Origin of the sequence: Pseudomonas sp. 1912-s, assembly GCF_029269205.1 — a bacterium.
In the GTDB taxonomy this organism is placed as follows: Bacteria; Pseudomonadota; Gammaproteobacteria; order Pseudomonadales; family Pseudomonadaceae; genus Aquipseudomonas.
The window spans coordinates 178,345-197,942 of sequence record NZ_JARIXR010000004.1; the positions used below are offsets into that span (position 1 = coordinate 178,345).

Annotated in this window: 23 protein-coding genes; 11 read left to right on the forward strand and 12 right to left on the reverse strand. The window is 60.9% G+C overall.

The window, feature by feature from the left end:
* Nucleotides 1-18: 18 nt before the first annotated feature.
* Nucleotides 19-240, reverse strand: coding sequence for a PLD nuclease N-terminal domain-containing protein (locus P3C29_RS07225; RefSeq protein ID WP_201124462.1), 222 nt, complete (start codon nucleotides 238-240; stop codon nucleotides 19-21).
* A gap of 123 nt (nucleotides 241-363) precedes the next feature.
* Here P3C29_RS07225 and P3C29_RS07230 point away from each other — a divergent pair, with 123 nt between their 5' ends.
* The 3 genes from P3C29_RS07230 to P3C29_RS07240 all read left to right on the forward strand — a co-directional run bounded on the left by P3C29_RS07230 (nucleotide 364) and on the right by P3C29_RS07240 (nucleotide 1,748).
* On the forward strand, nucleotides 364-543 hold the full coding sequence (locus tag P3C29_RS07230) for a peptidase (protein WP_275964196.1): 180 nt from the start codon (nucleotides 364-366) through the stop codon (nucleotides 541-543).
* A gap of 190 nt (nucleotides 544-733) precedes the next feature.
* On the forward strand, nucleotides 734-1,210 hold the full coding sequence (locus P3C29_RS07235) for a hemerythrin domain-containing protein (protein ID WP_010171742.1): 477 nt from the start codon (nucleotides 734-736) through the stop codon (nucleotides 1,208-1,210).
* Nucleotides 1,211-1,427: 217 nt separating this feature from the next.
* On the forward strand, nucleotides 1,428-1,748 hold the full coding sequence (locus P3C29_RS07240; protein ID WP_201124463.1) for a hypothetical protein: 321 nt from the start codon (nucleotides 1,428-1,430) through the stop codon (nucleotides 1,746-1,748).
* 4 nt (nucleotides 1,749-1,752) lie between these two features.
* Here the strand turns inward: P3C29_RS07240 and P3C29_RS07245 are convergent, their stop codons facing one another.
* On the reverse strand, nucleotides 1,753-2,952 hold the full coding sequence (locus tag P3C29_RS07245) for a lysozyme inhibitor LprI family protein (protein WP_201124464.1): 1,200 nt from the start codon (nucleotides 2,950-2,952) through the stop codon (nucleotides 1,753-1,755).
* 78 nt (nucleotides 2,953-3,030) lie between these two features.
* Nucleotides 3,031-4,068: a PDDEXK nuclease domain-containing protein gene (locus P3C29_RS07250; protein ID WP_201124465.1), complete on the reverse strand. Its 1,038-nt coding sequence runs from the start codon at nucleotides 4,066-4,068 to the stop codon at nucleotides 3,031-3,033.
* Nucleotides 4,069-4,258: 190 nt separating this feature from the next.
* Here P3C29_RS07250 and P3C29_RS07255 point away from each other — a divergent pair, with 190 nt between their 5' ends.
* Nucleotides 4,259-4,912, forward strand: a complete 654-nt coding sequence (locus tag P3C29_RS07255; RefSeq protein ID WP_169388776.1) for a metalloregulator ArsR/SmtB family transcription factor — start codon at nucleotides 4,259-4,261, stop codon at nucleotides 4,910-4,912.
* A gap of 123 nt (nucleotides 4,913-5,035) precedes the next feature.
* On the opposite strand, the gene P3C29_RS07260 is transcribed toward P3C29_RS07255, so the two are convergent.
* From P3C29_RS07260 to P3C29_RS07275, 4 genes are all read right to left on the reverse strand, one after another.
* Nucleotides 5,036-5,536, reverse strand: a complete 501-nt coding sequence (locus P3C29_RS07260; RefSeq protein ID WP_201124466.1) for a DUF2165 family protein — start codon at nucleotides 5,534-5,536, stop codon at nucleotides 5,036-5,038.
* 126 nt (nucleotides 5,537-5,662) lie between these two features.
* Nucleotides 5,663-6,679: a hypothetical protein gene (locus tag P3C29_RS07265; RefSeq protein WP_201124467.1), complete on the reverse strand. Its 1,017-nt coding sequence runs from the start codon at nucleotides 6,677-6,679 to the stop codon at nucleotides 5,663-5,665.
* Nucleotides 6,680-6,772: 93 nt separating this feature from the next.
* Entirely contained in the window at nucleotides 6,773-7,678 is a 906-nt protein-coding gene (locus P3C29_RS07270) for a LysR family transcriptional regulator (protein WP_201124468.1), read from the reverse strand.
* Between the two features lie 156 nt (nucleotides 7,679-7,834).
* Complete coding sequence (locus P3C29_RS07275) at nucleotides 7,835-8,857, reverse strand: NAD(P)-dependent alcohol dehydrogenase (protein ID WP_201124469.1); 1,023 nt, start codon at nucleotides 8,855-8,857, stop codon at nucleotides 7,835-7,837.
* A gap of 149 nt (nucleotides 8,858-9,006) precedes the next feature.
* Between P3C29_RS07275 and P3C29_RS07280 the strand changes: the two genes are divergently transcribed.
* A complete protein-coding gene (locus P3C29_RS07280; protein WP_201124470.1) occupies nucleotides 9,007-9,933 on the forward strand; it encodes a LysR family transcriptional regulator in 927 nt (308 codons plus the stop codon).
* Here the strand turns inward: P3C29_RS07280 and P3C29_RS07285 are convergent, their stop codons facing one another.
* Nucleotides 9,934-10,338 carry a helix-turn-helix domain-containing protein gene (locus P3C29_RS07285; RefSeq protein ID WP_010171762.1) on the reverse strand — a complete coding sequence of 135 codons (405 nt, stop codon included), beginning with the start codon at nucleotides 10,336-10,338 and terminating at the stop codon, nucleotides 9,934-9,936.
* Between the two features lie 90 nt (nucleotides 10,339-10,428).
* Between P3C29_RS07285 and P3C29_RS07290 the strand changes: the two genes are divergently transcribed.
* A complete protein-coding gene (locus P3C29_RS07290) occupies nucleotides 10,429-11,358 on the forward strand; it encodes an aromatic alcohol reductase (RefSeq protein WP_201124471.1) in 930 nt (309 codons plus the stop codon).
* Here P3C29_RS07290 and P3C29_RS07295 read toward each other — a convergent pair.
* Nucleotides 11,333-11,887: a putative natural product biosynthesis protein gene (locus tag P3C29_RS07295; RefSeq protein ID WP_201124472.1), complete on the reverse strand. Its 555-nt coding sequence runs from the start codon at nucleotides 11,885-11,887 to the stop codon at nucleotides 11,333-11,335. The two genes, P3C29_RS07290 and P3C29_RS07295, sit on opposite strands and share 26 nt — an antisense overlap.
* Nucleotides 11,888-11,949: 62 nt before the next feature.
* Nucleotides 11,950-12,333 carry a DUF2946 domain-containing protein gene (locus P3C29_RS07300; protein ID WP_201124473.1) on the reverse strand — a complete coding sequence of 128 codons (384 nt, stop codon included), beginning with the start codon at nucleotides 12,331-12,333 and terminating at the stop codon, nucleotides 11,950-11,952.
* Between the two features lie 265 nt (nucleotides 12,334-12,598).
* Between P3C29_RS07300 and P3C29_RS07305 the strand changes: the two genes are divergently transcribed.
* The 4 genes from P3C29_RS07305 (at nucleotide 12,599) to P3C29_RS07320 (ending at nucleotide 16,844) form a co-directional block, all read left to right on the forward strand.
* Nucleotides 12,599-13,204, forward strand: a complete 606-nt coding sequence (locus tag P3C29_RS07305; RefSeq protein WP_010171770.1) for an SCO family protein — start codon at nucleotides 12,599-12,601, stop codon at nucleotides 13,202-13,204.
* On the forward strand, nucleotides 13,204-13,680 hold the full coding sequence (locus P3C29_RS07310) for a copper chaperone PCu(A)C (protein ID WP_201124474.1): 477 nt from the start codon (nucleotides 13,204-13,206) through the stop codon (nucleotides 13,678-13,680). The genes P3C29_RS07305 and P3C29_RS07310 overlap by 1 nt, the downstream gene beginning before the upstream one ends.
* 285 nt (nucleotides 13,681-13,965) lie before the next feature.
* Nucleotides 13,966-15,213, forward strand: coding sequence for an OprD family porin (locus P3C29_RS07315; protein WP_010171774.1), 1,248 nt, complete (start codon nucleotides 13,966-13,968; stop codon nucleotides 15,211-15,213).
* Nucleotides 15,214-15,233: 20 nt separating this feature from the next.
* A complete protein-coding gene (locus tag P3C29_RS07320; RefSeq protein WP_201124475.1) occupies nucleotides 15,234-16,844 on the forward strand; it encodes an argininosuccinate lyase in 1,611 nt (536 codons plus the stop codon).
* Between the two features lie 92 nt (nucleotides 16,845-16,936).
* Here P3C29_RS07320 and P3C29_RS07325 read toward each other — a convergent pair whose 3' ends face one another.
* Nucleotides 16,937-18,169, reverse strand: coding sequence for a cation:dicarboxylase symporter family transporter (locus P3C29_RS07325; RefSeq protein ID WP_201124476.1), 1,233 nt, complete (start codon nucleotides 18,167-18,169; stop codon nucleotides 16,937-16,939).
* A gap of 117 nt (nucleotides 18,170-18,286) precedes the next feature.
* Here P3C29_RS07325 and P3C29_RS07330 point away from each other — a divergent pair, with 117 nt between their 5' ends.
* A complete protein-coding gene (locus P3C29_RS07330; protein WP_275964197.1) occupies nucleotides 18,287-19,201 on the forward strand; it encodes a LysR family transcriptional regulator in 915 nt (304 codons plus the stop codon).
* A gap of 14 nt (nucleotides 19,202-19,215) precedes the next feature.
* Here the strand turns inward: P3C29_RS07330 and P3C29_RS07335 are convergent, their stop codons facing one another.
* Complete coding sequence (locus P3C29_RS07335; RefSeq protein ID WP_169388795.1) at nucleotides 19,216-19,545, reverse strand: DHCW motif cupin fold protein; 330 nt, start codon at nucleotides 19,543-19,545, stop codon at nucleotides 19,216-19,218.
* Nucleotides 19,546-19,598: the final 53 nt, after the last annotated feature.

A 19,598-nucleotide genomic window follows, 5' to 3' on the forward strand; every position in this document is an offset into this window, starting at 1 on the left:
TTTTTTTCCAATTCTGTATCAGCCTTTGCCATGCCCGGTGACATGAGTTGCACGGTTGACGCCCTTAGGTCCAAACAGCGCCCAGAGGATCAGCCCCAACAGCGGCATGAAGATCAGCACCACCAGCCATAACCCCTTGGTTTCCCAGCCACTGCCACTGCGCAGCACGCTGTTGATCGCCCACAGTTCCAGCAGTACCAGAATCACTGCCAAGCCAATCCAGACATATTCGATTTGCATGATTCATCCTCCTGAGGTCGTATGGGTTAGGTCAATCAACACGCCTGAGGGTTCATTAAAATTGCAGCGGATGGCTCTCGCCCAACGGTTGCGGCAGGTCCATCCGATGACCTGACGCGCCACGTGAAAATCCACGAACTGGGAGCCGCCACGGCAGAGACGCACCTGGATATTTTCAAGTGCTTGTCGGCCGAGAAAAAAGTGATTGCCGCCCACGAGTCGCTGGTCTACCGAATTACCCATGAGGTTGAGCAGATTGTGCTCGCAGAAGACATCCAGCAATGGAAAGTCAGCGGAGGATAGGCATTGTTTAATGCATGCAAGCCACCCTCCGTCCGTGCAAGCTGCACGATCCAAGCTCGCTTTGACTATCAATAACTAATTGTTTTATAAACAAATAAATATTCAGTTCAACTTGGTACAACTCATGCTGTAGAGCTCTGGACAGGCGGGCATTTCGACCCGCCCTTCCGCTATCCGTGAGGTGTCACCCATGAACGCCATTGATCTTCTCAAGGCCGACCACGAACGCGTCAAAGCCATCTTGAGCCAACTGAGTGAGTCGACCGAGCGCGGCGTCAAGAAGCGTACGGAGTTGCTGGCCAAACTGGAGATGGAAATCAGCCTTCATACCCGGCTTGAGGAAGAAATCCTCTACCCGGCTTTCCGCAAGGCTGGGGGCAAGGACCAGGAAATCATGTACCACGAAGCCAAGGAGGAACATCGCACTGTCGACTCTCTGGTATTGCCGGACTTGAAACAGACTTCCCCGTCCACCACCGAGTTTTCCGGGCGCGTCAAAGTGGTCAAGGAACTGTTGGAGCACCACATTGAGGAAGAAGAAAGCGAGATGTTCCCGCAGGCGAAAAAGCTGCTGGGCAAGGCGCTGCTGGAGGAGCTTGGTGCAGAGATGGAAGCGATGAAAGCCGCGCACAAGAAGGCCCTCGGCGCCAAGCCACTGGCCGCGTGATGCCCATTCGTCGCTTGCAGGCAAACTTTTTCAAACTTTGACTTGGCTGGCGGATTCCCAATCAGGCAACACCATTGATTCGCTCGTCACTGAAGGGTTTGAAAATGGCGGGGCCCAAAGCCACGCCCCTGCTTCCAGGAAGCCTTGATTGAGGCGTTGCCGAAGCCTGGAGATGCTCCGGGCTTCGGTCCTTACCGCCAACAAGAGGGATTGAGTCATGAAGACCTGTATTTCCCAAAGGATTGTACTTGCCGCCAGCCTGACGCTCCTACTGTATGCCCCCGCCTATGCAGCCTTCGGCGACAACACCGCCCCCGAGGCACCCGCCTTGAGCGGCAACAGCGCCCCTGGCTCGGCGCTCCCGCCGGGCACCTACCCCAGCAGCCCGTCCGGAGCCGACAGCAGCGGCAGCAAGGACGCTGAAACCAAAGCGCCTGCGCCGTCAAAAAGCGTGAAGAGCACGCGCCACAAGAGCCCCTCGACCCAGCATCCCGCCAGCAAGACCGGCAAGAAAGCCGCTTCTGAATCGGGCAGTTGAGCCCTTAGAGCTCGCTTGGGCCGCCGATAAAGTCCAGTCGCAGATTCAACCACTGCCGAACGATTTCCCGAGCTGCTTGCCGGGCATCATCAGCAGAAAAGCCGCGCTCGCGCTGCAACCAGTCGCTCGTCGCTTGCCGCGCTGGCTCAACGGCCGCCAGCGTCTGCCGGCGTTGCTGGGCGGGCCATTGCTTATCAACACCCCAGTCGCGCAGGGTAAGTTCAGGGTCCTGGGTCCGCCCGGCGGTGCCCGGTTGGAGAAACAGCCGAGGCGACGCGGTAGCCTTGAGCGAAAGAGCGCTCCAGTCGGCATAGCTGGCAAAGCGGATGGTGCCTTCGTTCTGCGATGCCGTGGACAACGGCTCGGTCAAACTATCGTCCAGCCGCTTCCACGCCGGCTGCGCAAACAGGTCGCCCTGCGGCGCGCAAATCGGTGCGAAGCTGTCCCGGGTGGAGCCGTACAGCGATCCGAACGACTCATACGCGACCTCGCCCTGACGGCTGAAAACAAAGCAGTGCACATAGGGACGCTGGTCAGCGAACAGCTCATACCGTTCGCGCTCGATCATCATGCGCAGCAACGTCAACATCACCCGGTCACGGCTGACGGCGGGATCGTTTTGCAGGTCCTGCCAGATCGACCAGGGAAAATTGTCTTCCTTGAGCGCTACGAGGACCTGCTTGCGATTCTCCTCGGCCTCGCTCGCCGTGACACCACTGTCGGGTTCAAAACGCTGCAGGTAGACCAGCCAGGCGGCCGCCAGGTCATTCATCGGAAAGCGCCTGAGCCCCTCTGCCGCCTGAGCCGGATGGTAAGGAATGCTGGCAATGATTGCGTCAACAGCGGCCGTGTCCTTGTGGGTGATCGAACCCACCTCGACCACTCGCTGGCTCAGTTTCGATTGCAGGCAACCGACCAGTGTCTCCGGCTCACGGGCACACTCGTTGCGAGTCTGCAGCCAGGTGCGCTGGCCACGGCGCAATTCGTCGCGCTGATCGGGGGCCAGTTTGGCCATTGCCTGGCCGTAGTAAATGCCAAGAAAACTGTCGAGTTCGCTCAACTCGGGGCTGGCGCAAATGGCCTTTTCCACCGGTGTGGAGGCTTTTTTACACTCGAAAGACGCGCCACTGGCGGGCATGCCTGCGCCCATCAGCACGCCAGCGAGCAACAACGTTGGGTAGACGGTATTCATACGGCGGGCCATGACTTTCCTTGGATGAGTTCCTTTCAAGGCGCCCATTGTGCCGAGGCAATTGCCAATGTCCAGCCTGGCGGCGCCGCGTTACGAAGCGCCTGCCAGCTCACGCTCAATCTGTTCGATGCTGGGCAAGCTGGTTTGCAACTCTGCCGGCAGCGATTCCACCAGTTGATACTCGGCAACCCCAATCGGACGGGAGCTGTCACGCAAGGCGTATTCGGCCACCACTTCATTCCTGCTCTTGCACAGCAGCAGGCCGATGGTAGGACTGTCCTGCGGGTGCTTGAGCTGGGCGTCCACCGCCGCGAGGTAAAAACCCAACTGCCCCAGGTGGTCGGGCTTGAACTTGCCGGCCTTGAGTTCGATCACCACATAGCACCTCAGCTTGAGGTGATAAAACAGCAGGTCGACGAAAAACTCCTCGCCGCCCACATCCAGCAAGACTTGCCGCCCTACGAAGGCAAAACCTGCGCCCAGCTCCAACAAAAAATCGGTGACATGTTTGACCAGCGCGTTTTCGATTTCGCGCTCCTGCGCATCGAGCGTCAGCCCGAGAAAGTCAAAACGGTACGGATCCTTGAGCGATTCGCGCGCCAGGTCGGACTGGGCCTTGGGCAGCAGCCCCTCGAAGTTGCTGACGGCATTTCCACTGCGCTCCAGCAGGCGACCTTCGATTTGCATTACGAGAACGTTGCGCGACCAGTTGTGCTCGATGGCCTGGGCGGCATACCAACGTCGAGTTTCGGGCCCCGGCAGCTTATCCAGCAACGCCAGTTGGTGATACCACGGCAATTGTGCAAGCACCCCTTGCACAAATTCGGGATCCGGCCACGCTTGCGCAAATGCACGCATATATTTCAGATTGCGCGGCGAAAAACCCTTCATCTCCGGAAAGGCTGAACGCAGGTCCTGCGCCAGTCGCCCAATCACCTTGCTCCCCCAGCCCTGCCGCGCTTGCCGGGTCAAAATATCCTGGCCGATCTGCCAGTAGAGCAGCACCAGCTCGCGGTTTACCGCCAACGTGGCGCGTTGCTGGGCCGAGTGGATTCGACCCTTGAGGTCAGTCAGCCAGTCGCTGTACCCCTCGGGTGGTGTGGTCAGGCTTTCGCAGGTCTCACTCATTCCTTTTCCCTCGTGGGTTTGGCAGGCGGCCGATGGTAGCGAGGGAAAAATGCAGAGTGGGCCAGCAGAATGCTTTCGATACAAATCTGCTGGAACCCTCCATGAGCGTGGCTTAATGCAGATCAAGAGGTGCCCCGGCGTGGCTCCTGTGGTCAAATGGACCGGTCACTTCCATGGTTATTCCCGATCTATGAACGCCACACCCACCGACGACAGCCAGGCATCCACCGGGGACCGCATCCTGTTCCTGCTCAAGACCCGTGGCCCACTGAAAACCACGGACCTGGCTGCGCTGTTGGACATCACCTCCGAAGCCGCCCGCCAGCAAATCCAGAAGCTACAGGTCGCGGAGTTGATCGTCGGCGTATCGGCCCCCATCTCGGGTGCCGGTCGGCCATCGCTGAAGTGGACACTGACCGAAACCGCCCAGAGCAAATTCCCCGATTCCCACAGCGTGCTGACGTTGCACCTGATCGACTCCATCGAAGGAATTTTTGGCAGCGAAGGCGTGGAAAAAGTCATCGCCAGCATGGAGGCGGCGGCCAAACACGAATACATCCAGGCCTGCTCCGCCGCGTCGAACCTGCAGGAGAAAGTCGAGATCCTGGTGCAGATTCGCGAGCGCGCCGGGTACATGGCACAGATGGAGCCGCTGGACGATGGCTGGCTATTGGTGGAAAACCACTGCCCCATCTGCGTGGCTGCGCGCAAGTGCCAGGGCTTCTGCCGCTCGGAGCTGCAGATTTTCCAGGCGGCGCTGGGGGACGAGAATGTGGTGGAGCGGTGCGAGCATTTGATTTCCGGGGACCGGCGCTGCGCCTACAGCATCCAGCCCCGCAAGTAAAAAAGAGGCTGCGGTGGGCTGCGCAGCAACCGTAATTCCATCACCGCAGTGTCCCGGATACACCAACGGGTCAGGCTTCACGAAAGCTGCGCAGTCCATCGCAGCCTCGGCCTCAAGCCAAGGTCAGGCCCCTTGCAGATTGAACAAGGCAAATGCCAACAGCGCCCAGACCAGCAGCACCAAATGCGTCAGCTGCAAGCCCTCCTGGCGAATCCAATAGCCGAACCACAAGCCGCCCAGCAGCATCGTGAAAACGAACGCCGAGAAGCCGCTGAGGGCGAGATTGAGCCATGGCCGGGCCGCCGCCAGGCCGTCGCCGAGGACCAATTGGTAGCTGCCGGCCCACGCCGCCACTGCCGCGACAACTTGCAGGGCCAGCACTATCAGCAGTGCCCACTGATGGAGGCGTGGCGAGCGCACCGCACGCCTCAACAAGGGCGTATCGATAGCCGGAGCTTGGTGCAGCGGCGCCATGGCCATGGTCGCGCCCACGGCACCCACCGAGCTGCGAAAAGCCTGCCCGTTGTTAAGCACCGCGACGGTCAGCCAGACACTCAAGCCCAGGGCCTGCGTCCCCAGGAACAGACCGGTGGAACCACCCGGCAGCAATGCGTCCACGCTCATCCAAACCTCCATATTCACTGAAAGGGCAAATCGGGTTTCAGCCATATACACAAGAACTTGCTTGGATAATACGGTGAGCGCTTTAACTTACACAAGACATTACTTTTTGCAGGTGCCGCCAACGGCCTAAACCCGCACGCCGAGCATGCCGCTGGTAATGATGATTGTGATCACGCCGCCCACCCCAATAACCCACCAGGTCGCCAGCAAACTGCGCGACTCGATGACATTGTGGTTACGCAACACACCACGCAAACCGCAACCCAAGTGCGCAATCAGCAAGAACACCGCCAGGGAGTAATGCGGCAGCAGCCGAATGCTCCACGGATCCGCCAGCAACCCTACCGGCTCGGCCACGGCCCAGGCGTAATCGGTGTCGGTGCCGAAATAACGCGCCAGGGTAAACACCGAGTTGATATGGGACGCGATAAACAGCGACAAATACGCACCTGACGCAGTCTGCAAGGCATCCAGCAGATCGGCGCGGGTGACGGTTTTCGGGCGAATCAACACCAGCCCGCTGAGAATCTGGAAGAAAAACGTGACGATGATCACCGGCTCCAACACGCCATTGCGATACACCACTCGCAGCGCCTCCATCACCGACTTATGCACATCGGTACCCAGTACACCCAGCAGGTGGTTGAACAGGTGCGGCGCGAGAAACACCAACAGGATCGCCACCGAGGTGATGCCGTGGGCGACACGCAGCTTGATATAGGTCTTGTCGGAGGTCACCAGGCTGATGCTCGGGCCCGTTGACGACACCATCGCAAAAAAGCCCGTCAGTGCCAGCCACAGGCTGCTCCATACCGCGATGTCGTGGCCGTAGATTTTCATCAGGTACAGCACGACGCCCATCAGCGTGTACGCGGGAGGCGCCGCCACCGCAAGGCACGACAAGCGCCGCGCCAGCACCAGACGCGTGCTCATCACCGGCTGGACACCGGTCACATACACACAGGCAAACGCAAGCAGCGGCACGGCATAGGCACTCAGGATCAACGCCAGGACGACCGGGGTGCCGGCGCCTGCCACATGCGCCTGGTTACTCCACGCCAGCGCCCACGGATAGTACAGCGCCGCAGCGAAGGGCAGCACCCATAGCCACTCCAGCCAGGGTTTGATAGCTTTGCTTAACATATTGATTTCCCGGTGATAAATATCACCGGATAGTGCCCAGCCATCGCCACCCGCGACAATTAGGCACCCAGGCAAAAGCCTTTTACCCAATGGTCATGCCTGGAAGGCTTGCACCATGTAGTCGACGAACAGCTTGACCCGCAGCGGTATCTTGTCGCGCTGCCGATAGCAGATGTAATGCCCCCTGCCCCGCGCCTTCGCCGCATAACCCGGCAGCAAAACGATCAAACGCTGTTGCGCGATCCAGTGCTGCGCCTGATAGCCGGCCAGCTGTGCCACACCACCACCGGCTACGGCCGCGAGCGCCACTAGCTCCGGGTCATTGAACAACTGGTTGTAAGGCAACGGGAGGCGCATGAACTGCCCATTGACTTCAAACTCCCACACATGCGGCTTGCCCGATTGCGCCAGGCGAAAGGCGATGGTTTTGTGCGCCGCCAGGTCTTCAAGGGTCTGCGGGTAACCGGCTCGCTGCAGATACTCGGGCGCGGCACAGGTGACGAAACTCATCGGCGCCAGCTGTTTGGCAATGACATCGGCGTCCTCAAGCCGACCGTTGCGGATCGCGACATCCACCCGGCCCTCGGAGAAATCCACGTGGCGATCGTTCAGGTCAAATTCGAGGGTGATGTCCGGGTGTGCGTTACAGAACCCAGGCAGCAACGGCGCAATGCACTTGCGCCCAAAGCCCACGGTAGAGCTCACGCGCACTACGCCGGACGGCGACTGGGTAGCGTGTTTCAGCGCTTCGGTCGTGCGCAACAGATGCTCGACACTGGGCAGGCACTCTTCAAAAAACCGTCGCCCTTCCTGCGTGACCGCCACGCTGTGGGTCGTGCGTTCCAGCAGCTTGATTGCCAGTTGGGTTTCCAGGCGCGTAATGCTGCGACTCACCGAAGGCACTGAAATGCCCAGGTCGCGTGCTGCCTCGCTGAAGCTTTCGCTGGCCGCGACTTTCATGAAGGCGATGACGCCGGCGAAGTTTTTTCCGATGGACATCGGTGGGGTTTCCTTGAAGGGCGCACGCCAAAAGCCTCGACAGTACCCAACCGGAAACCCAAGCGCCCTAGCCAATCCGACGGTTTTTCAGTAGGCCAACCTGCGGCTTTACAGCCCTTTTGATCTGGCACAAAATTCCGCCTTATCTGATGTAGATCACCGGCCGACCTCGATCACGATCTTGCCGAAGGCACCGTGCCCGAGATGAGCGAAGGCTTCGGGCACTTGATCGAAACCGTAGGTGTGATCGATTACCGGCTCGATGCCGTGGCGGTCGATCATGGCAATCAGGTCTTCCAACGCCCGGCGCGGCCCCACGGAGATGCCGATGATGGACGCCCGCTTGGCCAGCAACGCCATGACCGGGGCAGTCAATTGATCACTCTCCAACAAGCCGATCACCGAGATGCGACCGCCGTTGGCTACCGCGTGCAGGGAACGCGTGAGGTTGTCACCGCCGGCCATTTCCAGGATATGTTCGGCGCCACGCCCATCGGTCAGCGCCTGCACCGCCGTGTGCCATTCCGGTACCCGGCTGCGGTTGATGCCATGGGTGGCACCCAGCTCGATGGCGCGCGCAATCTTTTCATCGCTGCTACTGGTGATGATAACGCAGGCACCATTGGCCGCTGCCAGTTGCACCGCAAACAGCGAGACGCCACCGGTGCCCTGCACCACCACGGTATGTCCGGCGTGCAGGTGGCCCAGTTCGAACAGCGCCATCCACGCCGTCAAGGCGGCCACTGGCAAGGTGCTGGCCTGCCCGGCGGTGAGGCTGAGGGGCGCATGCACACACCATTCGGCAGGCGTTGCCACGTACTCGGCGAGCATGCCGGGGAGCGGGCCTCCCTGAGGCGGCGCTTCACTCCAGGACAGCGGAGCGCCATCGACCCACCCGGCAAAAAACGTCGACAGCAGCTTGTCGCCCACCTTGAAACGCGTAACGCCCTCGCCCACGGCGACCACCGTCCCCGCCATGTCGGAGGCAGGCGTGAACGGAAAAGTGAGTTCCGCCCCCATGCTGTTATCCACCACTTCACCGTCGCGATAATTGAGCGAGACGGCCTCGACGCGCACCAGCACTTCCCCCGCCTTCGCGGTGGGGCGTGGCACGTCGGCAAGGCGCAGTGTGTGCAGTCCCAGTGCAGGTATTTCCCAGCGTTTCATGGTGTCGATCATCTTGGTATTCCTCGTGAATGGGCAATGCCACAAGGATATGGGCCTGGCCTCACGGGATTAAGGGGGCGCCGGCTCCACTGTCTACGGAGCTTTTGTTCCGCAATCGGGATAAGGTAGCCAGGCCTCGCCTCAGCCAAACCGGAGCCTCGATGGACAGCCTCAACACCCTGAATGTTTTTGTGCAGGTCGCCGAAACCCGCAGCTTTGTCGCCGCCGGGCGCGTACTGGGGGTGACGGCCTCGGCGGTCGGCAAGAGCGTGGTGCGCCTGGAGGAACGCCTGGGTGTGCGCCTGTTTAACCGCAGCACCCGCAGCGTCACACTGACTGCCGAGGGCGAGCTGTTCCTGGAGCGCAGCCGGCGCATCCTGATGGAGATCGACGAGGCCGAAGCCGAGCTTTCGCAAACCGTGTCGGCGCCCCGTGGCCGGCTCAAAGTCAGCCTGCCGCTGGTGGGCCACCCGTTTCTGCCGGTGCTCGCGCAGTTCAAGAAGACCTACCCCGAGGTCGAGCTGGACCTGAGTTTTACCGATCGCCGCGTGGACGTGGTAGAGGAAGGTTACGACGCCGTACTGCGCAGCGGCGAAGCACCCGACTCGCGCCTTACCTCGCGCCTGCTGGGCGGCTATCGGATGCTGCTGGTGGCGTCACCGGCTTACCTGGCCGAACGCGGTACGCCGCAACAGCCGGAAGACCTGGCCCACCATGCATGCATCAAATTCCGCTATCCCAACACCGGCAAGATGCAACGCTGGCCCCTGGGCCAGGACGGTGCTGAGCCCGATTTCCCGCTGCCCGCCGCGATGGTCTGCAACAACCTGGAAGCGCGCATCTGCTTTGCGTTGCAGGGCATCGGCATCGCTTACCTGGCGGATTTTGCCATCCGTGAATGGCTCGACAGCGGGCAGTTGGTGCCGGTACTCAAGGACTGTTCGGAAGCGGAGAACTTCCGGATCATGTGGCCCTCGGGCCGGCATCCAACGCCAAAGCTGCGGGTGTTTATCGACTTCCTGCATGCCCACCTGTTTCCCGAGGATGGAGCTGGCAGCACCCGTGCAGACTGCCGGCCCAAGCCCTGATCAGGGTGCTTGCTCAACGTCAAACTGCTCCCGGGAACGCCTGAACTCACCGGCGTTTTCCACCACCCAGGTCCACAGCGGAATCATGTGCACCAGCAGTTGTTTGCCCAGCTCCGACAGCTGGTATTCGACCTTGGGCGGCACCTCCTGAAAGTCATGGCGCAACACCAGGCCGTCGCGTTCCAGTTGGCGCAAGGTGCGCGTGAGCATGCGCTGGGTGACGCCCTCCATGCGCCGGCCAATCTCGGCGTGACGCAGTCGCCCGTTCACCCCCAACAGGTGCACGATGCCCAGTGACCAGCGGTTTCCCGCATGGGTCAACACCTGGCGCTTGAGTCCGTCTTCATCGGCGCTAAGGGCGTCGCAGGCGGCTTGTGAACGCCTGATGATCTCGTCGTTATCCACCTTCTACTCCCGGTATCACTGGTGTGCCTTCTTATGCGCGGTCGGCAATTCTGCAAGCATGGCACGACTTTCACCTGAACCGAGAACCCTATGACTGCTTCGATTCTTGTACTGGGCGCCGGCGAACTGGGCCTGGCGGTATTGCGCCAATTGTCACGCCTGGCCGCCCCGAAAAACGTGCCGGTCACCGTGTTGCTGCGCCCCGCCACACTGAACGCCACCGACCCCGCCAAACAAAAGGAAATCACTGAGCTGCGCGCCCTGGGCATCGAGCTGCTGGCCGGTGATTTGGCCAACGACTCCGAGGCTGAACTGGCAACGGTGTTCGCCGACTATCACACCGTGATCAGTTGCATCGGTTTTGCCGCCGGCGCCGGTACCCAGCGCAAACTGACCCGCGCCGCCATCGCGGGCGGTGTGAAGCGCTACGTGCCGTGGCAGTTCGGTGTGGATTACGACGTGATCGGCCGCGGCTCGGCCCAGGACCTGTGGGATGAACAGCTCGACGTGCGCGACTTGCTGCGCGCCCAGCAAGGCACGCACTGGGTAATCGTCTCCACCGGGATGTTCACCAGCTTCCTGTTTGAACCGTCCTTCGGCGTCGTCGACCTGGCGCAAAATACCGTGCACGCACTGGGGGACTGGGACACCGCCGTCACCGTCACCACCCCGGAAGACATAGGGCTGCTGACCGCGCGCATCCTGTTCAGCGAACCGCCGATCGCCAATCAGGTGGTGTACACCGCCGGCGACACCCTGACCTATGGCGAGCTGGCCGATACGGTGGATGCGCAACTGGGTCGCACGCTGAAACGCGAACGCTGGTCGGTGCCCTACCTGGAGGCCGAACTGGCCGCCGTGCCCGGGGACAACCTGATGAAATACCGGGTGGCCTTCGCCCAAGGCGACGGCGTGTCCTGGGACCCCGCCATCACCTTCAACGCGCAACGGCAAATCGCCGTGACCAGCGTTGCCCAGTGGATCGGGCAGAACCTCAAGGCACCGGCAACCACCCGCTGAACCGCCCCTGCCCATCCAGCGCGCACCAGGCGAAATCCCCGGGCGGCGGCGGCAACGTTGGCAGTTGCCCGCCACAGCCCGGCTTCCAGTCCACCACCGGCAGGGGCGAACCTTGCCAGGCCACGACCACGCCCCGGGCCTGGCTGGAGTCATCACTGACCCAGCGGGCCGCTGCCGCCGTCATGAACGCTTCGATGGGTTCTTCATCGATCTGCGTGCGATACACCGAACCGAGCAACCAACGGCACACACTCACGTGATAGGTCCAGTTCAGCGACGGACGGTTGCGGTACGCCCAGGTCATGAAACTGCGAAACAGGTTCAGGCCCTCTGGCGGGTCGAGCTTGAGCAAGCCGGGGCAGATGTCGAACAAGGTGTGCCAGTACGGCAGCAACCGTGCGTCCAGGTGGACGAAACAGCGGGCATTACTCGGGTATTCGACAGACGGCAACAATACTTCGCCGCGTGTCGGACGGCGCGACGCCTTGCTGACCAGGCGGGCAGCGCCGGAAGGCAGGATAGAGCTCATGGAACGCACTCACACTCGTGACGATAGAACGCCTCCTGGTAACAGGAAGCCCGGGGCACACGTCAGAATGCAGGGGAAGCGCGAGGGTTGGCCGAGGGCCAGGAGTAACGCGGAGGGGCCTTGTTGCGCCGCTCATGGGCCGGGCGCGGCTTTTGCCCAAGGCCCAACAGCCAGGCCAGGCCAAACAGGAAGACGATGCCCAGGGTCACGGCGGAGCACACCGGGCACGCGAAGAAGTTCGACCAGCTGCTGGCCGTCGGGTTGCCAAGGCCTGAGTCCGAGGCCGGCGCCTTGGTGCCCAGGCTTGAACAGAATTGCCCACCCAGGCCGTTGAGCTCCAGGCCCATCATCTGCCCATGGCCCAAACCACAGACGAACACATTGAACAGGACGCAAAAATACAAGGTCCAGGCAATGAGTGAACGGTCCGGGCGGGTCAGTTTCATGGCGGCGACTTTACCACTCCCCCTGTAGGAGCTGTCGAGCTTTAGCGAGGCTGCGATGCAGGCGCCGCGACCTTGCAGGGGCACCGAAGCGATACCTTCGCAGCCTCGCTAAAGCTCGACAGCGCCCACATTTGGCCTTGCCCTGCCACACCTGTGACAGAACGTCGCAGATTACGCCCGCAGGCAGGGGTTGTTAGAATGCCACGCTCTCCTCGCCTGATTTAACGCTTCGTGGTACCCAGGCGCTTCACAGGATGCACAGTTGATGAGTACGTTATTCACCCGCCGCAAGGTCCTCACCGGCATGGGATTGCTGGGCCTGGGCCTGCTGGCCGGCTGTGACAACAGCCCGAAACTGAACTTCAAGTACGGCAAGGATCTGAGCGACAAGATCATGGGCCGTACCTTCAAGCTCAAGAACACCGACGGTGAAACCGTCACCTTGAGTTCCTTCCGCGGCTTGATGCCGGTGGTGTTCTTCGGCTTCACCCAGTGCCCGGCCGTGTGCCCGACCACCCTGGCACGCATGGCCCAGGCGAAAAAACTGATGGGCCGCGACGGCAAGATCATGCAGGTGGTGTTTATCACCCTCGATCCCGAGCGCGACACCCCCGAGATTCTCGACGCCTACGTCAAGGCCTTCGACCCGAGCTTCAAGGCGCTGTACGGCACCCCGGAAGAAATCGCCGTGGCCGCCAAGGAATTCGGGATCTTTTATGAAAAGATCCCCGCCGGCGACAGCTACACCCTCTCCCACACCGCCACCAGCTTTGTGTTCGACACCCGGGGCACCCTGCGCCTGGGCCTGTCCGCTTCGCTTAACGCCAAAGAGTGCGCAGAAGACCTGCTCACCGTCATGGAGGTCTGCTAATGACTGCCGTTCAACACTTCAAGCGCATCGCCCTCGGTCTCTCCCTGCTGGGCCTCGCGGCACACGCCAGTGCACAGGCAGTGGTCACCGACGCCTGGGTACGCGCCTCGGTACCGGGCCAGCCGTCCAGCGGCGCCTTCATGACCGTGACGGCCGACACCGACAGCAAACTGCTCAGTGTGGCGTCGCCGGTCGCCAAGACCGTGCAGATTCATGAGATGACCATGAAGGACGACGTGATGCGCATGGGCCCGGTGGATTCGGTGCCATTGCCGGCCGGCAAGGCCGTGAAGCTCGACCCGGACGGTTATCACGTGATGCTGATCGACCTCACAGCCCAGATCAAGGAAGGCGACCAGGTACCGCTGACCGTCACCGTGGAAAATGCCAAGGGTGAAAAGCAGCTGATTGAAGTCAAGGCCGAAGCCCGTGCGTTGAATGCGATGGAAACGATGGATCACAGCAAGATGCATTGATCGCCGTTACTTGTGGTGAGGGGGCTTGTCCCCCGTTGGGCTGCGTAGCGGCCCCAAAAAAAGCGGGAGCGCTGCGCACTCCAACGGGGGACAAGCCCCCTCGCTACAGGACAAGCCCCCCTCACCACAGCGAAACACCCTCATATTTAAAACCTCTCGCCTCAACACTTTCTATATATTTTCAATCTGCAAAACAACTCGTTAGCCTGCGCAAGCCGGACGCGTCTCCCTGTCGCCGTCCGGCCAAATAATTCTAAAAACAAGCAGCAGACAACGGGAATAACAATGAACAAATCCCCCATTACCCTGGGACTGACTTCGGCCACCCTCGGTTTGACCCTTGCCTTCCCTACCTTTGCCGAAGCTGACTTTTTCAAAGACAGCAAGGCCGACCTCGAATTTCGCAACTTCTACTTCAACAGCGATTACCGCCAGCCCAACGCGAGCCAGTCCAAACGCGATGAGTGGGCCCAAGGGCTGATCCTCAATTACCAGTCGGGTTATACCGAAGGCCTGGTGGGCTTTGGCCTCGATGCCATCGGCCTGCAGGGCCTGAAACTGGACTCCAGCCCCGACCGTCAAAACACCGGCCTGCTCCCCGTGGGCGAGGACGGCGCGCCGGACAGCTACAGCCGAATGGGCGCCACGGCCAAGGCGCGCATCTCCAAAAGCGTGCTGAAATTCGGCACGTTGATCCCCAAGCTGCCGACTGTGCTGCCCAACGACGGCAGGCTGCTGCCCCAGACGTTTCGCGGCACCCAACTGACCAGCCAGGACATCGCCGGCCTGACCTTCGACGCCGGGCGCCTGACCAGCAACACCCTGCGCAACGACAGCGGCCATGCCGACATCGAAGTCGATGGCAAAGGCATCAAGGGCGCCGTGCCCAGCGATAAATTCGACTTCGCCAGTGCCAGCTACGCCTGGACCAAAACCCTCGTCACCGGCTACCACTACGCCAACCTCGAGAACAACTACAAGCAGCACATCTTCAACCTGGTCCACACCCTGCCGTTGGGCGACGCCCAGTCGTTCAAGACCGACCTGCGATACGCCGACTCCAGCAAGGAAGGCAACAGCAACATCGACAACCAGGCCTTCGGCGCCAAGTTCACCTACAGCATCCATGGCCACTCGTTCGGCGCCGCCTACCAGCGCATGAAAGGCACCACCGGCTTCCCCCACCTGGACGGCACCGACTCCTACCTCGTGAACTACGTGATGATCTCGCCGGACTTCGCCAACCCCGAGGAAAAGTCCTGGCAGGCCCGCTACGACTATGACTTCGCCGCCCTCGGCATCCCCGGCCTGACCTTCATGACCCGCTACCTCAAAGGCGACAACTTCGTGCGGACTCGCACCCTGGAAGGCACCGAGTGGGAGCGCAATACCGATATCGGCTACGTGTTCCAGAGCGGTGCCCTGAAGAACCTTGAAGTGAAATGGCGCAATGGCACGTATCGCAGCAATGGCAGCGGCAGCGATATCGACCAGAACCGCTTTATCGTCAGCTACACCCTGCCCTTGCTGTGATTTTTCCCGGAGCGTTGCACATGAATACCAAAAAAAGCCTGATCCACCTGGCCGTCGCCCTTGCCCTGTTCAGCAGTTACGGCGCCTACGCCGCCGACACCGGTGCGCTGCCCTGCAAGACCACCGAAGAGTGCGCGGCCCAGGCGGCCAAAGTCGGCGCCACGCCGGGCTCTTCGCAAACGGCCCACAAGGCCAAGGGTGACCCGACCCAAACCCAGTTCGCCTGGCTGAACCGCATCAACAAAGCCTCGATCGTGATGCTCACCGAAGAAGGCATCGTGAAACCGGACATGGGCCACAAGATCGCCGGCGGTGTACGTTTTGCCATCGACCAGGCCGACCAGCCTGACGGCAAACGCCCGGAAGACGTGCTGCAACTGGAAAAAATCATGACCGACAAAATCGGTCCGGAAGCCTCCCTGATCCACTCCGGCCGCAGCCGCCAGGACATGCTCGCCACCTACCGCCTGGCCAAACTGCGCTCACAGGTATTGGCCTACAGCGACGCACTGAACGCCACCCGCCAACGCATCCTGAACATCGCCGACAAGAACATCGACACCCTGGTGCCCGCCTACACCAACGGCGTGCAGGCGATGCCCATCAGCTATGCGCATTACCTGCTGGCGTTCGAAGCCGCGTTTGACCGTGACGGCCAGCGCATCCGGGAACTCTACACCCGCCTCAACCAGAGCCCGATGGGCACCGCGGTGCTGGCGAACTCCGCCTACCCGCTGAACCGCGAACGCCTGGCCGAGTTGCTGGGCTTTGACGGCGTGCGGGAAAACTCCCTGGACTCGAGCCAGGTGTCGACCTATGACATCCCGATCGAAGCGGCCAACCTGGCGGCGTCTTCGGCGATCCGCATCGGCGCGATGATTGGCGATATCCATACCCAATACCATCAGATCCGCCCATGGCTGCTGCTGGACGAAGAGTCCACTTACACCAGCAGTGCAATGCCGCAAAAACGCAACCCGGGCTTGTTGATGCGCACCCGCGAATCGGCCTCGGATGTGGTGGGCCTGGCGCAAACCGTGACCTTGCGCGCGCATAACGTCACCACCGGCATGACCGACTACAAGTTCGCGTTTGATTCACTGGGCCTGTTCCAGTCCACCGACGAGATGTTCAAAAGCATGGATGCCGTGCTGGACGCGCTGCAAATCAACCCGCAGCGTGCGCTGGATGAACTGGAGTCGGAGTGGACCACCTCGATGGAGCTGGCCGACACCCTGGAGCGTCAGTTCAAGGTGCCGTTCCGCATTGGCCACAGCTTCGCTTCGTTGATCGTCACCGAGGCGCGCAGCAACGGCACCACGCCGAAGACCTTCCCGTATGCGGACGCGCAGAAGCTGTACACCCAGGCAGCGGACAAATACAAATGGACACCGAATGCCTTGCCGCTGGATGAGGCGGGTTTCCGTGCGGCGCTGTCGCCGACGACGATGGTCAAGACCCGTAAAGGCACGGGTGGGCCGCAGCCGGAAGAGGTCAAGCGGATGTTGGTGGAAGCGCGCAAGAACCTCGACGCAGACCAGAGCTGGTTGAAGGAACGACGTGAGAAATTGAAAGGTGCGGAAGGCAATCTGGACAAGGCCTTCGACAAGTTGCTGAACGCCAAGGGCTGAAATGCAATCTGAATGTGGGAGCGGGCTTGTGTGGGAGCGAGCAAGCCCGCTCCCACATTTGACCGAGTATGGGGCTGGACATTGTGTTTGGCTCAGTGACTCAGCTCCCGCTTCAATACCTCACGATCAATCGCCACCTGCCACCCGCAAATCGCCAGGCACGCCACACAATTGCCCAGCACATTGGTCAACGACCGACACTTCATCAGCCGCTCCACCCCCAACAACAATCCCACCCCTTCCAGCGGCACCAGTTGCAGGATGTTCAACGTCGCAATCAGGGTAAACAGCGCCGAGCCCGCGACGCTGGTGGACCCAAGCGAGGTGAACAGGCAGATCACCAGCACCGCCAGCAACTCGGGCACGGCAATCTCCACACCAGCCAGATGCGCCAGGAACATGATGGCGGTGGTCAGGTAAATGTTGGTGCCCGCCAAATTGAAGGTATAACCGGTGGTCAGCACCAGGCGCACTAATTGGCGATCACAGCCCAACGCCTCAAGTTTGCTCACACAACCAGGAAGTGCAGCCACTGACGAGCCGGTAAACGTCACCAACAACAACTCTTCTTTCAAGTAAACAATGAGCCGAGTCAATTTAACGCCGAGCAGGCGTGTAATCGTGGCGAACACTAAAATAACGAAAACGGCGCACGCCAGATAAATAACCACAATGAACTTCAAGAGCGGCAACACCGAACTTAAACCGTACTTTCCCACCACAAATGCCATCGCACCGAACGCCGCCAACGGTGCGAATTTCAAGATAACCCGCAGCAGCCAGAACAACCCGGCGACGGCTGCTTCCAGCCAGCCCAGGCAGCGGTTGCCGACTTGGCCGCCCCGCCCCAGCATCAGCCCGCACAGCACCGCCACCAGCATCACCTGCAGCACCAGGCTTTGGGTGAACACCTTGTAGAGACTGGACGAAATCGAGGTCATCGACAGCTCGTGCAGCAGTGTTTCCGGCGCGACGGGCGGTGTCAGGTGATCAAAATCCAGGTTGGCCACCGCCCCATGATCGAGGTTGAACAGCCACCCCGTCGCCATCCCCAGCAGCAGCGCGGCCAGGGACATCAGCTGAAAATACAGGACAATTCGGCCCACGACGTGCCGGTGGTGGGGTTCGCGCTTGATCCCGGCGACACCGGTCGATACCAGCACAAACAACAGAAACGGCATCAATAACCCGACCACTTTTATAAAGGTGTCACTGAGCAGTTTCATCTCAACCGCGACACCCGGATAAAACAGCCCTAACACCATGCCAAGTGCAATGGCAATCAAAATAGGCAGGGTGGCGTTATTGAAAAATCGGCTCGACATCAATGCTCCATGGTCTTTTTATTTATTGTTATTGTCGGATCAGGCCACTTTCGGCATATTGGTCGCCAAGGCGCATCAGGCCACAAATAATAAAGTCTTGTCACGGGATATACCACCATGGAACTTCGCCATTTACGTTATTTCATCATGGTGGCCGAAGAGCGACATTTCACCCGCGCCGCCGCCCGCCTGAACATGCAGCAACCGCCCCTCAGCCAACAGATTCGCGCTCTGGAGCAAGAGCTGGGGTTCGACCTGTTCAAGCGTCACCCCAAGGGTGTCGACCTGACCGCCGGCGGCCTGGTGTTTCTCGATGAAGCGCGGATCATCCTCGCCCGTGTCGAGCAAGGCTCGCTCAAGGCTGCCCGCGCCGCCCAGGGCATCGAAGGCACCCTGGTCATCGCCTTCACCAGCTCCGCCGCCGCCCACCCGCTGATCCCACGAATCATCCGCGCCTACCGCGAGCAATACCCCGGCGTGGAACTCTCGATCAACGAAGGCAGCGCCCGGGAAGTCACCGAAGACACCATCGAAAAACGCATCGACATCGGCATCCTGCGCGCCCCGGTGGGCGACCACCAGAGCCTGACGTTCCACCGCCTGCTCAACGAAGAAATGCTGCTGACCCTGCCCGTCGGGCACCCGTTGCTCAAGGGTGCCGAGCCCAAGATCACCATGGCCGACCTCGAAAACGAACGCTTCATCCTGGTCCGCCGCCCCGGCGCACCGGGGATGTACGCCAACCTGATCAAGGCCTGCCAGAACGCCGGCTTCGAGCCGAAGATTGCCTTTGAAGTGGAACGCATGCTGACCAACGTCAGCCTGGTGGCCGCCGGTGAGGGCATCTCGGTGGTGCCGGCGTCGATGCGTGATGTGCACCGCGAGAGCGTGGTGTACTGCCGGATCAGCGATGCGCGACCAAGGTTGCTGGCGCCGATCACCCTGGTCAGGCGCACGTTCAATCCGTCAGCGCCGTTGCAGAACTTCATTGGGTTGGCGCGGGAGTTGGCGGGGGTTTACCGCAAGGGGTGAGGGCCGATAAAACGTCAATCCACCACAAACAACTTCGCCCCGATGGCTGTGGATGAGCGATGTCCCTCCATGTCGTTGCCCACCTGGTAACTCATCCCGGCCGTCAGCGTGAACTGCCGGCCGTCCTCCAGCTCGGTGTGCAACTCGCCCTCCAGGCACAGCAGGATATGCCCGCGCCAACACCAGTGATCGGCGAGGTAACCGGCGCTGTATTCGACCATGCGCACGCGGGTTGAACCGAACTGGCAGGTGCGCCAATACGCGCTGCCGGTTTCGCCGGGATGCAGCACCGGTTCGAGGGTCGACCAGTCGGTGGTGCCAAAGGGAATTGCGGTCAGGTTCATGAGGGTCTCGGCGGTGAATGCAGATGGTCAGAACCTACTGAACAGGTGCGCAC

Excerpts from the sequence above, each read along its gene's own strand:
- P3C29_RS07225 (WP_201124462.1), bottom strand. The coding sequence starts at position 240 with ATGCAAATCGAATATGTCTGGATTGGCTTGGCAGTGATTCTGGTACTG.
- P3C29_RS07235 (WP_010171742.1), top strand. The coding sequence starts at position 734 with ATGAACGCCATTGATCTTCTCAAGGCCGACCACGAACGCGTCAAAGCC.
- P3C29_RS07240 (WP_201124463.1), top strand. The coding sequence starts at position 1,428 with ATGAAGACCTGTATTTCCCAAAGGATTGTACTTGCCGCCAGCCTGACG.
- P3C29_RS07245 (WP_201124464.1), bottom strand. The coding sequence starts at position 2,952 with ATGGCCCGCCGTATGAATACCGTCTACCCAACGTTGTTGCTCGCTGGC.
- P3C29_RS07250 (WP_201124465.1), bottom strand. The coding sequence starts at position 4,068 with ATGAGTGAGACCTGCGAAAGCCTGACCACACCACCCGAGGGGTACAGC.
- P3C29_RS07255 (WP_169388776.1), top strand. The coding sequence starts at position 4,259 with ATGAACGCCACACCCACCGACGACAGCCAGGCATCCACCGGGGACCGC.
- P3C29_RS07260 (WP_201124466.1), bottom strand. The coding sequence starts at position 5,536 with ATGAGCGTGGACGCATTGCTGCCGGGTGGTTCCACCGGTCTGTTCCTG.
- P3C29_RS07265 (WP_201124467.1), bottom strand. The coding sequence starts at position 6,679 with ATGTTAAGCAAAGCTATCAAACCCTGGCTGGAGTGGCTATGGGTGCTG.
- P3C29_RS07270 (WP_201124468.1), bottom strand. The coding sequence starts at position 7,678 with ATGTCCATCGGAAAAAACTTCGCCGGCGTCATCGCCTTCATGAAAGTC.
- P3C29_RS07275 (WP_201124469.1), bottom strand. The coding sequence starts at position 8,857 with ATGATCGACACCATGAAACGCTGGGAAATACCTGCACTGGGACTGCAC.
- P3C29_RS07280 (WP_201124470.1), top strand. The coding sequence starts at position 9,007 with ATGGACAGCCTCAACACCCTGAATGTTTTTGTGCAGGTCGCCGAAACC.
- P3C29_RS07290 (WP_201124471.1), top strand. The coding sequence starts at position 10,429 with ATGACTGCTTCGATTCTTGTACTGGGCGCCGGCGAACTGGGCCTGGCG.
- P3C29_RS07295 (WP_201124472.1), bottom strand. The coding sequence starts at position 11,887 with ATGAGCTCTATCCTGCCTTCCGGCGCTGCCCGCCTGGTCAGCAAGGCG.
- P3C29_RS07300 (WP_201124473.1), bottom strand. The coding sequence starts at position 12,333 with ATGAAACTGACCCGCCCGGACCGTTCACTCATTGCCTGGACCTTGTAT.
- P3C29_RS07305 (WP_010171770.1), top strand. The coding sequence starts at position 12,599 with ATGAGTACGTTATTCACCCGCCGCAAGGTCCTCACCGGCATGGGATTG.
- P3C29_RS07310 (WP_201124474.1), top strand. The coding sequence starts at position 13,204 with ATGACTGCCGTTCAACACTTCAAGCGCATCGCCCTCGGTCTCTCCCTG.
- P3C29_RS07315 (WP_010171774.1), top strand. The coding sequence starts at position 13,966 with ATGAACAAATCCCCCATTACCCTGGGACTGACTTCGGCCACCCTCGGT.
- P3C29_RS07320 (WP_201124475.1), top strand. The coding sequence starts at position 15,234 with ATGAATACCAAAAAAAGCCTGATCCACCTGGCCGTCGCCCTTGCCCTG.
- P3C29_RS07325 (WP_201124476.1), bottom strand. The coding sequence starts at position 18,169 with ATGTCGAGCCGATTTTTCAATAACGCCACCCTGCCTATTTTGATTGCC.
- P3C29_RS07330 (WP_275964197.1), top strand. The coding sequence starts at position 18,287 with ATGGAACTTCGCCATTTACGTTATTTCATCATGGTGGCCGAAGAGCGA.
- P3C29_RS07335 (WP_169388795.1), bottom strand. The coding sequence starts at position 19,545 with ATGAACCTGACCGCAATTCCCTTTGGCACCACCGACTGGTCGACCCTC.